General features: G+C 36.1%; 12 protein-coding genes. 7 read left to right on the plus strand and 5 right to left on the minus strand.

Translation table 11 applies throughout. The annotated features are described in order from the left end of the window. The first annotated feature begins 16 nt into the window (after positions 1–16). From gldM to LPB89_RS19435, 3 genes are all read left to right on the plus strand, one after another. Positions 17–1558, plus strand: a complete 1542-nt coding sequence (gldM, locus tag LPB89_RS19425; RefSeq protein WP_230703308.1) for a gliding motility protein GldM — start codon at positions 17–19, stop codon at positions 1556–1558. A gap of 44 nt (positions 1559–1602) precedes the next feature. Beyond that, a complete protein-coding gene (gene gldN, locus LPB89_RS19430) occupies positions 1603–2592 on the plus strand; it encodes a gliding motility protein GldN (protein WP_230703384.1) in 990 nt (329 codons plus the stop codon). Between the two features lie 77 nt (positions 2593–2669). Beyond that, positions 2670–3743: an FAD-binding oxidoreductase gene (locus tag LPB89_RS19435; protein ID WP_230703309.1), complete on the plus strand. Its 1074-nt coding sequence runs from the start codon at positions 2670–2672 to the stop codon at positions 3741–3743. On the opposite strand, the gene LPB89_RS19440 is transcribed toward LPB89_RS19435, so the two are convergent. Beyond that, positions 3724–4107: a DUF983 domain-containing protein gene (locus LPB89_RS19440; protein WP_230703310.1), complete on the minus strand. Its 384-nt coding sequence runs from the start codon at positions 4105–4107 to the stop codon at positions 3724–3726. The genes LPB89_RS19435 and LPB89_RS19440 overlap by 20 nt on opposite strands. Before the next feature lie 74 nt (positions 4108–4181). On the opposite strand from LPB89_RS19440, the gene LPB89_RS19445 reads away from it, so the two are divergent. Then, on the plus strand, positions 4182–6095 hold the full coding sequence (locus LPB89_RS19445) for an ABC-F family ATP-binding cassette domain-containing protein (protein ID WP_230703311.1): 1914 nt from the start codon (positions 4182–4184) through the stop codon (positions 6093–6095). A 136-nt stretch (positions 6096–6231) separates the two neighbouring features. Here the strand turns inward: LPB89_RS19445 and LPB89_RS19450 are convergent, their stop codons facing one another. Then, complete coding sequence (locus LPB89_RS19450; RefSeq protein WP_230703312.1) at positions 6232–7194, minus strand: App1 family protein; 963 nt, start codon at positions 7192–7194, stop codon at positions 6232–6234. Between the two features lie 62 nt (positions 7195–7256). Between LPB89_RS19450 and LPB89_RS19455 the strand changes: the two genes are divergently transcribed. After that, positions 7257–8126 (plus strand): diacylglycerol kinase family protein, encoded by an 870-nt coding sequence (locus LPB89_RS19455; RefSeq protein WP_230703313.1) that lies wholly within the window; start codon positions 7257–7259, stop codon positions 8124–8126. 85 nt (positions 8127–8211) lie between these two features. Here LPB89_RS19455 and LPB89_RS19460 read toward each other — a convergent pair whose 3' ends face one another. Together LPB89_RS19460 and LPB89_RS19465 are read right to left on the minus strand one after the other, a co-directional pair. After that, positions 8212–9360 (minus strand): GNAT family N-acetyltransferase, encoded by a 1149-nt coding sequence (locus LPB89_RS19460; protein ID WP_230703314.1) that lies wholly within the window; start codon positions 9358–9360, stop codon positions 8212–8214. A gap of 120 nt (positions 9361–9480) precedes the next feature. Beyond that, on the minus strand, positions 9481–9969 hold the full coding sequence (locus tag LPB89_RS19465) for a DUF1761 domain-containing protein (protein ID WP_230703315.1): 489 nt from the start codon (positions 9967–9969) through the stop codon (positions 9481–9483). Between the two features lie 180 nt (positions 9970–10149). Here LPB89_RS19465 and LPB89_RS19470 point away from each other — a divergent pair, with 180 nt between their 5' ends. Next, positions 10150–11007 (plus strand): Two component regulator three Y domain protein, encoded by an 858-nt coding sequence (locus LPB89_RS19470; RefSeq protein WP_230703316.1) that lies wholly within the window; start codon positions 10150–10152, stop codon positions 11005–11007. 304 nt (positions 11008–11311) lie between these two features. Next, a complete protein-coding gene (locus tag LPB89_RS19475; protein ID WP_230703317.1) occupies positions 11312–11617 on the plus strand; it encodes a hypothetical protein in 306 nt (101 codons plus the stop codon). A gap of 245 nt (positions 11618–11862) precedes the next feature. On the opposite strand, the gene LPB89_RS19480 is transcribed toward LPB89_RS19475, so the two are convergent. Further along, complete coding sequence (locus tag LPB89_RS19480; protein ID WP_230703318.1) at positions 11863–14295, minus strand: ABC transporter permease; 2433 nt, start codon at positions 14293–14295, stop codon at positions 11863–11865. Positions 14296–14298: the final 3 nt, after the last annotated feature.

Consider the following 14298-nt stretch of genomic DNA (forward strand, 5'->3'; position numbering starts at 1 on the left):
AACTAATTAGAAAAAAATGGCAGGAGGAAAATTAACCCCTAGACAGAAGATGATTAACCTGATGTATCTGGTTTTCATCGCAATGTTAGCAATGAACGTATCAAAAGAAGTAATTTCTGCTTTTGGTCTGATGAATGAAAAATTTGAAAGTGCAAATACTAATTCAACTGAAACCAATGCAAGTTTATTGATGTCTTTAGATCAAAAAGCTGCTGAAGCAAAAGGAGAATTCGCTATTGCTGCAGTTACTGCTCACAAAGTTGAAACAATCTCAAAAGAATTTTATGATTATATAGCTACTCTAAAAGCTCAGTCTATTAAAGGATTTGAAGTAGAAAAAGAAACCGGAAAACTTCCATACGAAGCGATGGACAGAGGTGATAATATCGACGACTGGTTTACAGGAGACGGTTACACTAAAAAAGGAAAGGAAATTATCGCTAAAATCGAGAAATATAAGTCAGATATTAAAGCTGCCTTAGGGACAGATAAAAAATATGCTTCTATTATTTCTGAGGTTGAGAAAAAGTTTGATGTTTCAGATGTAAAAAACAAAGAAGGTATTAAAGAAAGATATTTAGAATATCACTTTAAAGGTTTTCCTGCAATTGCATCAGCTGCTAAACTTTCAGCTTGGCAAAATGACGTTAAGAAAACTGAGGCTGACGTTTACAACAGTGCTTTAGGAAAAGCGGCAGTTGCTGCTGCATCTTATAGTAACTATCAGGCGATCGTTGTTTTAGATAAAAATGCTTATTTCCAGGGAGAAAAAGTAACTGGTAAAGTTGTTTTAGGTCGTTATGACGAAAACACAAAGCCAACTTCATTCCAGGGTCCTGGGCAAATCGTTAACGGACAAGCTGTTATCTCATTAACTGCAGGTGGTGTTGGAGAGCAGGATATTAATGGTCAATTTACATTCCTTGAAGATGGAAAAAACATTCCACTTAAATTCGCTGGAAAATATGTTGTTGTACCAAGACCAAACTCTGCTACAATCTCTGCTGATAAAATGAATGTTGTTTACAGAGGAGTTGTTAACCCAATCTCTGTTTCATTCGCTGGTGTTGATGCAAACAAAATTGTTGCTAGTGCTCCCGGATTAGCTTCTGCTGGTAAACCAGGTAAATATAACATGAGCCCTGGTCAGGGTACTGAGGCTACCATTTCTGTTACTGGTACATTGCCAAACGGAGATAAAGTTACAGATAAGAAAACGTTCAGAATTAAAGGTATTCCTGGGCCAACAGGAACAATTAGAGGTGAGATGGGTGTTGTTAAAGGACCAAAATCTAACTTAGAAATTGCTACAATTGGTGCTAAATTACTTGATTTTGACTTTGAAGTTGGTTTAGATGTTGTTGGATTTAACCTTAAAGTAACAGGACAACCTACAGTTGTAGTTACTGGTAACAGATTAAATGCACAATGCAAACAAATACTTTCAAGAGCAGGTAAAGGAGATCAGGTTACTATTTCTGAAATTAAAACTAAACTTGTTGGAGCTGGTAGTTACTTATTACCAAGAACTGCTCCGGTAATTTACGAAATACAATAATAAAGTAGGTAAAACTACGTTCAATATCTTATAATGATATCATGATGAAAGTAAGAAATTTTTTAATAGCTATTGTTTCTATCGCCGGAGGTTTCGCTTCTAATGCGCAATCTAATTTGCTTAATGCAAAAACACCCGCTCAGATAGGACTTAAGACTCCTGCACAGCTTATCTCCGATAATGACAAGCCTCTTGCTTATGGTTATGTGGATGATAGAGATGTATTGATGGGGAAAACTACTTGGGAAATTATTGATTTGAATGAAAAAATCAACTTTCCACTGTACTTTCCGGTAGATACAGCTAATATTGGTGCTGATAGACGCTCTTTGTATGATGTTTTGACGAAGGCTATGAAGAATGGCAAAATAACTGAAGTGTATTCTGATAGTTATTTCAATACTAAAAAATCTTTAAAAGACATTCAGGGTTCATTATCTCGTATTGATACAACAGATGCTGGTAGAGAGTTAATCAATCAATATCCTGATGACTACAAAACACACGTTGTAAAGAAAAAAGTAGTTACTGGTACCGGTAAAAAGAAGGTTGTAACTTATGTTGATGAAACAGTTGGAGCGACAAGAACAGTTCCTGCTGAGTATATTCTTAAGCAAGATCTTACTTCTGCAGATGTTACACAATACAAAATAAAAGGATACTGGTATTTTGACAAACGTCAAAGTGAATTAAAATATCGTTTACTTGGAATTTGCCCTGTAACTCCTGACGTTTATACTATGAACAGTGACGAAAAGGATTATATCGAGTTGTTCTGGATTTTCTATCCAAACTCAAGAGAAGCATTGCATGAAGCAAAAGCTTTTAATGACAGCAATTCGGCATTACCGATTTCTTTCGATCAAATCTTAAATTCAAGACGTTTTAACGCTGTTGTGTATAAAGAAGAAAACTTGTACGGAGATCGTGAGATCAAAGAATACATGAAAGACAATGCACAGAATCAGTTGTTAGAATCAGAAAGAGTAAAAGAGAAGATTCGTAACTTCGAACAGGATATGTGGAACTACTAAGTTTCTAAAATTAAATTATAACAAAAACTCTTACTACCTTTGTAGTAAGAGTTTTTTTATTTTACCTATTACTTAATATGATTGATTATCTCATTATCGGATCCGGACTGGCCGGAATTTCTTTTGCAGAAGTTGCCCTGAAAAACAATAAAACGATTTTAGTTCTGGATAATAATTCTCAAAATTCATCGAGAGTAGCAGGAGGTTTGTATAATCCTGTTATTTTAAAACGCTTCAGCGAAGTTTGGAAAGCACAGGAACAATTGGTTTTAATGAATGATTTTTACAATCAGATTGAAGATAAACTGCAAACGAAGTTTAATTTTAAATTACCGATCCTTAGAAAATTCTTTTCTATCGAAGAGCAGAATAATTGGTTTGCCGCCTCAGACAAGAAAAACCTTGCCCCCTTTTTATCCACCAAACTCATTAACCGAAAATACAATAGCATAGATTCTCCTTACGATTACGGGGAAGTGCTTCATACAGGCTATGTGGACACGGCTTTACTGTTAGATCGTTATAAAGAGTACCTCAAACAGAACAACCTGTTGCTGGAAGAATTTTTCGATAGTGTGTATATCGAATTTTTGGATAATGGAATCCAGTATAAAAATATTCAGGCGCGCCATATTATTTTTGCGGAAGGCTTCGGCCTGCACAAAAATCCTTTTTTTAATTATTTGCCATTAGATGGTACGAAGGGAGAATTATTTGTCATAAAAGCTCCGGACTTGAATTTAGATGTCATTGTCAATACAAGCGTCTTTATCTTGCCTATGGGTAATGATCTCTTTAAAGTTGGTGCTACCTACAACTGGCAGGATAAAACTGATGTGCCAACAGAAGAAGGGAAACAGGAGTTGGTAGATCGCATTAAAGAAATTATCACCTGTGATTTCGAAATTGTAAAGCATTTTGGCGGAGTACGCCCGACGGTTAAAGACAGAAGACCTTTAATAGGAACACATCACGAACGTAAATCAATTCATATTCTTAACGGATTGGGAACACGCGGCGTAATGCTGGGACCTGCAATGGCAAAGGCTTTATTTGACAAGATTGAAAATGAAATTCCACTAGATGCTGAAATCGACATTAAGCGTTTTCATAAAAGATATCTCAAAACCCTTATTTTTGACCGGCCTTAGGATCGTAAGAAACAAACATATTAATGTATAGATTTCTTGAAAGCCTTAAAACAAAAGGAAATAATACAATCAGGCTGATTACTATAGCTATAAAAGATTTTTCGATTGTGGTCTGAAAGAATACAAACGAAATAATAAAAGCTGCGATTCCAACGGCTACATTTAAGCCATAACTCACATACATTGCTCCGTAAAAAAAAGAAGGCTCAATTTGATATTTTAATCCACAGTGACTGCAATGATCGTTCATTTTGAGAACTTTAGTCAAATGAAGCGGATTTTTGTCCGAATACATACTTTCATTTTGACATTTTGGACAACTTCCTGTTAAAATACTATTTAGTTTGGATCCTTTTTTTAACATTTGCAAAAAATTAAATTACCCATTGAGTTGGGAGTGTAAATTTACACAATCAATTAGTTATAAAATAACATTACATGCTTAATATACATAATTTATCGGTTTCTTTTGGGGGTACATATTTATTCGAAGAAGTTACTTTTCGTTTGGGTGCGGGAGACCGTGTTGGACTTGTCGGGAAAAACGGAGCAGGTAAATCTACGATGCTTAAAATGCTGGCAGGAGATTTTGCCCCTGACTCCGGAGTTATTTCTCAGGAGAAGGATATCCGAATGGGGTTTTTACGTCAGGATATCGATTTTGAACAGGGAAGAACTGTTTTGGAGGAAGCATATGAAGCTTTTACTGATATTAAAATTGTTGAAAAAAAGTTAGAGCATATCAATCATCAATTGGTAACCAGAACCGATTATGAAAGTGAAGAATACAGCCAGATCATTGAAGATTTATCTGATTACACACATCGTTTTGAACTTCTTGGAGGTTACAACTATGTAGGAGATACAGAGAAAATTCTTTTAGGATTAGGTTTTAAAAGAGAAGTTTTCAATAATCAGACGGAAACATTTTCAGGAGGCTGGAGAATGCGTATCGAATTGGCTAAATTATTATTGCAGTCAAACGATGTATTACTTCTGGATGAGCCAACGAATCACCTGGACATCGAAAGTATCATTTGGCTGGAAGGTTTTCTTCGCAATTATCCGGGAGTTGTCGTAATTGTATCGCACGATAAAATGTTTTTAGATAACGTAACCAACCGTACGATCGAAATTTCATTAGGAAAAGCATACGATTTTAATAAACCTTATTCTCAATATTTAGAATTGCGCCATGAGATTCGTGAGAAGCAATTAGCGACCCAGAAAAACCAGGCAAAGAAAATTGAAGAGACAGAAAAATTAATCGAGAAATTCCGTGCGAAAGCTTCCAAAGCTTCGATGGCGCAGTCGCTGATTAAAAAATTAGATAAAGTAGAACGAATTGAAGTTGATGAAGACGACAATTCCGTAATGAATATCTCTTTCCCGGTTTCAAAAGAACCCGGAAGAGTCGTAGTTGAAGCGGAACATGTAACAAAAGCTTATGGCGATAAAGTTATTTTAAAAGATATTGATTTACTGGTAGAACGCGGAAGCAAAATTGCCTTTGTGGGACAAAATGGCCAGGGAAAGTCAACTTTCATTAAAGCTATTGTAAACGAGTTTGAATACCAGGGAAATATCAAATTGGGACACAACGTTCAGTTAGGATATTTTGCGCAAAATCAGGCGGAATATCTGGATGGCGAAATTACACTGCTTCAGACTATGGAAGATGCTGCTATGGATACGAACCGTTCTAAGGTTCGTGACATGTTAGGTTCTTTCTTATTCCGTGGCGATGATGTGGAGAAAAAGGTGAAAGTACTCTCCGGAGGGGAACGCAACCGTCTGGCACTTTGTAAACTATTGCTGCAGCCGATTAACGTTTTGCTGATGGATGAGCCTACCAACCACCTTGACATTAAATCTAAGAACGTTTTAAAGGCCGCACTTCAAAAATTCGGCGGAACATTACTATTGGTATCACACGACAGGGATTTTCTTCAGGGGATGTCTAATATCGTTTACGAATTTAAGGATCAGAAAATAAAAGAATATTTAGGGGACATCAATTATTTCCTGGAACAGCGCAATCTTGAAAACATGCGTGAAGTCGAGAAAAAAGATGTTGCCAAAGCAGCTGCTCCAAAAGAAACGAACAAAGCTTCGTACGAGGATCAGAAGAAAGGTAAAGCACTGCAAAACAAATTAAGCAAAGTGGAAAGCCAGATCAAACAATTAGAAAGAGACATTCAGCACGATGATAAAATGCTGGCTTCCAATTATGACAAACATATCGAAGACGCTTCTTTCTTTACCGCTTACAACAAGAAAAAAGCAGATCTGGAGCAATTGTTACTGGATTGGGAAATTGTTCAGGAAGAGATCGATAATTTTAGTGCTTAATGTAGTTTTCAGTCGCAGTCTCAGTTTCACTTTTTGAAAATAAGATTCATTATACAGACCTTTGTCAAAGTGTAAAACTTCGACAAAGGTTTTTTTAGCTCTTAGTTGCTGCGTCTGTCTCTCACAAAGTAACTAACTACTTGATAATTCCAATCGATTTGGAGTGCATGATTGCTTCGCTGCTGTCTTTAAAATAACAAACAGCAACATCCAGCGACTCCAGATTTTTCAGGATAGTTTTAGTGGTTTCCTTCTGACTTTTGCCGGTTTGTCTAATATAAACGGCTGTTACGGTGACCGGAAATATTTTGCAGATTCGTTCGTACAAAATAGGATCGTGCTGTGAGTCATCTCCCAATAACACATACTTTAGGTTAGGATAAAACTCTAAAACATGCTTTATCTTATCAAACTTATGATCGTGATTTCCTCTTCCGCTCATAAAGAAGTCCGTAATTCCTCTCTTAATGTCTTTCAATAAGATTACTGCTCTTGGCAGTTGATGGATTTTAGTGAATTTTATAATAAAATTGTACAAATTCCATTCACTGCTTGAGATATAAAAAAAGGCGTTTTCCTCTTCCTTATTATTTCTTCCGGCAGAACTCAGGGCCTGATAATGTGGGACAACATCTTTAAAAACCTTTCTGTCGTTGACATTTTTAAACAAAAGAATGTATATTTTTTTAAAGAAATTATGCGTGTGAGAAATCAGAAAAGTGTCATCAATATCGGAGATAATTCCGAGATTTCCCTTGTGGGGTCTGATAAAGCTTCCTTTGGAAGTGATAATTTCAGCTTCATATTTCAAACTGACCTCATATTCCATCCATCCAAAATTAAATTCTTTTTCAAGCGGAATACAAAACTTAAAATAACCATCGTCCAATGTCTTGGTGTGGATTTCCTGATCGCCGTTTGTAAGATAAATATCAAAATTCTGAATGGTTTTTATTCGGAACTGATTAATAATGGAAGTAGCGTTTTTAAAGTTTTTCTTCTGAAAATCATAATCATACATTCTTTTAAAAACATGGCCCATTACAATTAATTCTTGTTCATTAGCATAACCGCGATATAATTGTAGGATTGGTTTCATTAATTGTGTATTTTTATATATGTTGTAAATTAATTATTTTAATCGGTTTTAAAAATTAAATTTTGAAAAAGAATATCATTTTTGTTGTAAATCCTATTTCCGGAGACTTAGATAAATCGGATTTAATAGATGCTGTGCATGAGTTTTCGATTACCCATAATTTTAATCTGATTGTTCATGAGACAACCGGCAATCAGGACATTAAAGCCATACATTCACTTTACAATGAATTTAAGCCGGAGAGAATCATTGTGGCAGGTGGTGACGGAACTATAAAAATGGTAGCCGAAGCAATGGAAGAGCATGATATTGTTATTGGTATTCTGCCAGCCGGGTCTGCTAATGGCCTGTCTGTAGATTTAAACTTGCCCGGCACCCTAGAAGAAAACCTGAAAATCGCCTTTTTAAATTCTTATATAGAAATGGATATGATTTGCATTAACGGCAAAAAAAGTATCCACCTGAGTGATATCGGTATCAATGCTGATCTTGTTAAAAATTATGAAGAAAGTAGCCTGAGAGGATTTTGGGGCTACGCACTTCAGGCGTATACAACGCTGGTAGATTCTAACGAACCTTTTGTAGCAACAATTACGGCCAATAAAGAAACCATCAGGCATACGGCGAGAATGATTGTAATTGCAAACTCTCAGAAATATGGAACCGGTGTTACGATCAATCCGAATGGTGCGATGAACGACGGGAAATTTGAACTGGTTATCTTAAAAAGTCTGGATTTATTATTGCTGGGAAAAATCATTACCGGTAATATGCCAATTGATTCCGATGATATTGTGATTATTTCCACAGATAAAGCTACTATTGAAACCGATTATGCGGTTAACTTTCAGATTGACGGCGAGTATTGCGGGGCGCAACGCCTTTTGGAAATTCATATTCTGCACAAGCAAATGAAGATTGCGGTTCCTTAATTGAAGGGAGTCGCAGTTTTTAGTTTTCAGTCTCAGTCTCAGTCTCAGTTTTCGGTCTCAGTCTTTATTCTTTGCTCTTTATTCTTTATTCTTTAAACGGATTTCTCTCTTTCCATTCTGTTTTCGGTTCGAGATAATTGAAGAGTTTGGCGATATTATGATTGATCAGGGCATTGCTGTGCGTAATCAACCCGTACATTTTTTGAGGTTTTGCACCTACTGAACTTTTAATTTCCAGGGCAGTTCGCGCAAAGACGATTTCAGAAAATCCCTGATTGATCGAATAGGCAATCATGTCGTACAGCATATTGAGGTATAACATTTTTTCGCGCTGGATCGTTTCATCATAACCTAAAAAGTAAGTATCCATTACGGTTCCGTTTTTGATCAGCGTATTGAAACCAATAAGTTTTCCATCCAGAAAATAACCGTAGAACAGGAAGTTTTCTTTCATTATTTCTTTAAAAAAGCTAAAGTGATTCCGGGCCAGGAAAAAAGTATTAAAAGGAGCGTTTCTGGCCACATGAAAATACAAATCGTAAATAACATCTTCGTACTTTCGGATATCATTCAGAGACATTTTTTGCTTTTCAATTGCTTCGGCTTTTTTTCGGGCACGCTTGTACTGATCGCGGTATTTTTTTGACAAGGCATCAATGTAATCCTGTTCCGACTTCCAGTTTTTATTGATTTCGAAAATCATATTGGGCTGAGTCGAAAAGGTGTAATTATTTTTAAATTCAGCTTGTAAAGGCTCAATTTCCGATTCCGTAAAATCTTTAATACTGGTAATGTGTACTTTTTTTCCGCTTTCTTTCAGGTCTCTCTTAAGCTGGTTAATTGCTTTATGAAGGGTCTGAATTGCCTTAGACTGCTTTACAGCCGGATCAAAAGCAAAGGCATTTTGGCCCGTAAGCATATTGTTGCCAACGAATAATACATGTGAAGCAAAATTTTTAAAAGCAAAATTACGGACGGAAGTTTTTAAACACTGATCGCGCTCTCCAAAGGAATCGAGTTTTTCTGCAAATAAAAATTGAGTCACGACAATACCTGCCAGTTTCTCTTCCTTAAAAATACCGATAAAATGACAAATCATATTGACCGGAGAAGAGTTTTCGAGTACTTCGAGATATTCCCTGGTCAGGAAAATATTTTTTGCGGCAAACGAATTCCATTCTAAAGGAAGTAAGGAAACGCTATTGTAAATTTGGAAGGAATAGGTTGTACTCAAGTGTGAAAGCTAGTTTCTTCAAAATTAGATAATATTTGTAATAACTAATGGGGTTTAAGTTATTATTAAGAAAAACTCGTTTGCGAATAAAAAACGCAAACGGGTTCCATAGGGATCATGTTAGGCGAATCCGCAAATAATGCCGCCCATTAAAGTGAGTGACACCGTCCAGAATCCGGCATGAATTAAAATGTATTTCCAGGACTTTCTTTCAAACAAGGCATTAACGCCGATTACAGGTAAAGCAAAAAATAAGCCCGATATAAAGCCATGCAGGGCACCATGTTTAAAAGTACGATACGCTGTTCCGTAATCTGCCATAAAAGCGGCAAAGGAAGGTTTTGCACTTTCGACTAAAGGCGGCCCGCCAACCATTCCGACTGCGCCGGACTGATGAATCGTTAACGACATGAGGGTCATCGTGATCATTAAAGAAAAAACATACGTCAGACCGAAAATTTTAAGCATATTACCCGTACGGAGCTGGTCCTCAGTAAGGTTATTTTCTCTCATCCAGATCGTTCCGAAGACTTTGGGATGGTACCAGACAAAACCGACAACAAGTGTAATCAAAGCGGATAAAAACAATGCAACAGGGTTAAATTCCATAATATGAGGTTTTTAGGATTAGTTGTTCAAATTTAATCAAAAAAATACAAATTTCTGCTTTTCAATTTAAGTAGTATAAATACGACTAAACATTTATTTATCAACAGTTTATCGACATTCTATGTATTATAACTGTAAAAATGTATAATTTTGCTATGAAAACAAATCCCCAAATCTGTTATGAAAAGTTATATCACTCTTTTTTTAGCACTTGTTTTCTCTCATACTATTTTTGCAGATACTGTTTCTGATAAAGAAAAAGATGCCCTTATTAAATTGTACCATGCTACAAATGGATCACAATGGAAAGTAAAGTGGGATTTATCACTGTCAGTATCAACATGGTATGGAGTAACAGCTGAAAACGGAAAAGTAGTCGGGCTTCATTTAGCCAACAATAATTTGCAGGGAGAATTACCCGGTGAATTTTATGATCTGGTAAATTTAGTGGCAGTCGATTTGCACAAAAATAATCTGAAAGGTCAGCTTTCCGCCACCATTCATAACCTGAAAGAACTGGAAGTTTTTGATGTTTCTATTAATGAATTATCAGGAACAATACCGGCTTCTATCTGTGAATTGAAAAAGCTTAAGAATTTAGCGCTTTTTGAAAATAAAATTTCAGGAGAATTACCGTTGGAGATTGGAAAACTAGGCAGCTTAGAAACATTATCGCTGTTTGATAATGAACTACAAGGCCCATTACCAGGGTCTTTATATAAAATCCGTACTTTGAAGGTATTGCTTCTGAATAATAATAAGATGTCAGGAACGCTAAGCAGTGAGGTATTGAATTTTTCTGACCTTGAAAATCTAAGTTTATTTGATAACGGTTTTGAAGGTGCAATCCCTGCTGGGCTGGAGAAGTTACATCATTTAGCTGAAATGAATATTTCTTATAATAAATTTAAAGGAGCCGTTTCTAAAAATCTGGCATTGTTAGATGCGCTGAATATGACTATGTTTGATGAAAACGGAAATCCGGTTTTATTACCAATTACTACCGAAAAAGAAACGACGGATGTTAGCCAAAATTAATCGCGCTTAGGATTGAAAATTACTCTCGTTAACAAAGTTCATTAAATATATTTAGTTAATTGTTGAAAACCGTAATCCCCATTACGGTTTTTTTATGCTCTTTTTTGAAAAGATTTCTATTATACAGAAAGTTGTTCCTTGAAATTCCCTTTTTAAATACTATTTGAAGTAAATTTGTGCCGATTTAATAATTATACGGCAGTTTAACAGCGATTTGATTTTTTTTCATAACTTTAATATCGAATTCAGCAGTAGAGTGTTGATATGACGAAATAATTAATTTTAACTTTTTAATCCTAAAATTATGGTAGTACAGTATAAAGGAGAACAATACGGAAAGTCTACAACATTTACGATACGAATTATTGGAAATAATCTTTCAAAGAGCAGTTCTAATTACCAGATAGATTTATTAATCGGGGAGAAGCAAATCCCTACTTTTACAACAGCAATTCACCAAAGTCTATCCAATTGCCTGAAAGAAATCTATTTGTTCAGAAAGTACAACGGAATCAAATTTGACGCTTCTTCAGAAAAAATAGCTCCTAAACTGGTGCCATACGATAAGGTTTTATACAACTATAATAAATACGCTTTATTTATGGCTTAAAGCTTATAAATCAATCATAAAAAAAAGACTGTTTGTAAAAACGGTCTTTTTTTATGCCTGATTTTTAGGAACGGGATCCATTCTCTGCTGAAACGGCCGGCAGGAACAGCCCCTGATTACAGAACGGAATAAACATTAAAAAAAGCCCCAGATTGCTCTGAAGCTTTAATTACTAATACTGAAAGTACAATCTGTGAACTACCTCAAGCAAGGTTTTAAAAATAATTGTTGGTTCTATGTTGGTCTTATTCGTATTTTAAATAGTGTAAAACATCGACTTTGGTTGCCTGGTACGCTCTTGACAGCACCACTAAAAGCGTTAAGCATAAAAGAGCGGTAAAACCAATTAAAAACGGGTAGATCGAAATAGTAATTCGGTAAGCAAAATTTCCTAACCATTGATTAAGCAGGTAATACACAGGGAATAATGCGATCAGGAAACCGATTACACTGAAGAGAATATATTGCTTACAAAGTTCTTTTAGTAACACATTAGTTTCTGCACCGAGTGTTTTTCGAATAGCAATTTCCTTCATACGCCTTTCTATGGAGTAGGAAGCCAAAGCGAATAATCCAAAAAGGGCAATGATAATGACAATCACATTCAACAAAGAGAAAAGGTTTTTTTGCTTTACATAACTGCTGTACGATCTTTTGTATTCCTTATCGACAAAATCATATACAAAAGGATATTCCGGATCAACTTTTGTGGTCCACATTTTTTCGATGCCGGCAAGGGTCTCGTTCATGGTTTTTGAATCTGCGGAGATATAAATATTATTCAGGGCTGTAGTAAACCACGGAATGGTTTTAAAATGGAGAAAAGACATCGGCGGTATCGGTTCACCAGGATTTCCTAAGCTAAAATCTTTGACAACCCCAACAATAATGACTTCTTTATCAAGTGCCCAAAGTACTTTTTTGCCGATCGGATTTTTTTCGTTTAGTAATTTTGCAGCGGTTTCGTTTATCAACATCGTGTTGATGGTATCCTGTGAATAGGCAGGGCTAAAAGAGCGCCCTTTTACGATTTTTATTTTCATCATTTCCAACAAGCCAAAATCTACCGGAACATTATTTCCGTCAATTGTTACGTCTTTATAAGAATAGGCGGTTACCAATTTCGCACCCTGCCCGAACACAAAAGCACCACCTGCCACCTGTTTGATTCCTTTTATGTGCAGCAATTCGTTTTTAATACCGGCATATCGGTTTAATCGGTATTGATTGTCGATTCCTTTTTCGTCACCATAGACATTTCTGTAGGAGATATTCAGGATTTGTTTCCCGTTAAAACCCAGCTCTTTTTCATTCATATACTCGATCTGCTGGTAGACAATATAAGATCCGATAATAAAGAAAGCTGCAACGGAAAATTGAAAGATCAGCATGCCGTTGCGCAGCCAGACACCGCTTTTGCTTCGTCCAAAATTTCCTTTTAATACTTTCAGCGCCTCAAAATTCGAAACATAAATTGCCGGAAATATTCCTGCTGTTGTAACGGTTGCAATAAAGATTACGACAAGCTGGAGGTAAAACTGACTGCCTTGCAGCACAATCGTTTTTTCCAGAAAATCATTGTAATACGGTAAAGAAAGCTCCGTAATAACCAGTGCTATCAGAATGGACAACAAAGAGATGATGGCTGTTTCAAAAATAAATTGCTGAATAATTGCTGATTTTGAAGCTCCGATAATTTTTCGTACGCCCACTTCTTTGGCTCTTTTTATAGCATTTGCGGTAGCGGAATTTATATAATTCACGATAGAAAGGATCAGAATTAAGATCGATAACCCGACCATAATCATTAAAAACTGGAAATTGCCTTTTCCCTCGGCCAGCCCGCCGGCCCTGGTGTGCAGACGATTGGAAGAAAGTGATTCTAAAAGCGGTTTCACCCCACCATACTTAGCCACATATTGTTGGGGCGTAATTCCTTTAAGCTTTGCTAAACGCGTGAATAAATTATCAAAATATAGTTTTCGGAGATTCGCAGTCACTTTTTGGGTATCATTCGGGTCTTTTAATTTAAGCATTAAAACAAATTGAAAGTTACCCCAGTTTTCAATAGACCCTTTTAATCTCGAATCCATAAAATTGACCACACAGGAAGGACTGTAGGCGGATTTTCCGTTCAGCTTATAAACACCGGTAACCAATACATTCTGATCCTGCAAAACCAATTTTTTCCCTAAGGCACTTTCGTTTCCGAAAAGCTGAAAAGCCAGGTCCTGCGACAGGCAAATACTATTTTGATCCGGCAATGCTGTTTTTGGGCTGCCTTCTGTAAATTCGTAAGGAAAAAACTCAAAGAACTTTTTTTGGGCAATCAGAATTTTACCGGACGAAACTTTTTTGTTGCTAAAACGAATGATATCATTCTCATAATCCGAGCTGAAATAACAATACGACTCTATTTCCGGTGTCATGGCTGTTACTGCACCTCCCAATGGAGAGGAACTGGAAGACCAGAAAGTGGTTGCATCCATTTGGTTCACCACCATAAAAACATTGTTTTTATTGGGGTTCCATTGATCATAACTCTGCTCGTCATTCCAGTAAAGTGTGGCGAAAATAAGCCCGGCAATACCAATACTCAGGCCCAAAACATTCAAAGCTGTAAACAGCTTGTTGTTCTTTATCTGGTAAATAAAGATGTTTATCCAATTTTTCAACATGGC

The sequence above is a fragment of the Flavobacterium sp. ENC genome (genome assembly GCF_020991415.1).
In the GTDB taxonomy this organism is placed as follows: Bacteria; Bacteroidota; Bacteroidia; order Flavobacteriales; family Flavobacteriaceae; genus Flavobacterium.

Excerpts from the sequence above, each read along its gene's own strand:
- gldM (WP_230703308.1), top strand. The coding sequence starts at position 17 with ATGGCAGGAGGAAAATTAACCCCTAGACAGAAGATGATTAACCTGATG.
- gldN (WP_230703384.1), top strand. The coding sequence starts at position 1,603 with ATGAAAGTAAGAAATTTTTTAATAGCTATTGTTTCTATCGCCGGAGGT.
- LPB89_RS19435 (WP_230703309.1), top strand. The coding sequence starts at position 2,670 with ATGATTGATTATCTCATTATCGGATCCGGACTGGCCGGAATTTCTTTT.
- LPB89_RS19440 (WP_230703310.1), bottom strand. The coding sequence starts at position 4,107 with ATGTTAAAAAAAGGATCCAAACTAAATAGTATTTTAACAGGAAGTTGT.
- LPB89_RS19445 (WP_230703311.1), top strand. The coding sequence starts at position 4,182 with ATGCTTAATATACATAATTTATCGGTTTCTTTTGGGGGTACATATTTA.
- LPB89_RS19450 (WP_230703312.1), bottom strand. The coding sequence starts at position 7,194 with ATGAAACCAATCCTACAATTATATCGCGGTTATGCTAATGAACAAGAA.
- LPB89_RS19465 (WP_230703315.1), bottom strand. The coding sequence starts at position 9,969 with ATGGAATTTAACCCTGTTGCATTGTTTTTATCCGCTTTGATTACACTT.
- LPB89_RS19470 (WP_230703316.1), top strand. The coding sequence starts at position 10,150 with ATGAAAAGTTATATCACTCTTTTTTTAGCACTTGTTTTCTCTCATACT.
- LPB89_RS19475 (WP_230703317.1), top strand. The coding sequence starts at position 11,312 with ATGGTAGTACAGTATAAAGGAGAACAATACGGAAAGTCTACAACATTT.
- LPB89_RS19480 (WP_230703318.1), bottom strand. The coding sequence starts at position 14,295 with ATGTTGAAAAATTGGATAAACATCTTTATTTACCAGATAAAGAACAAC.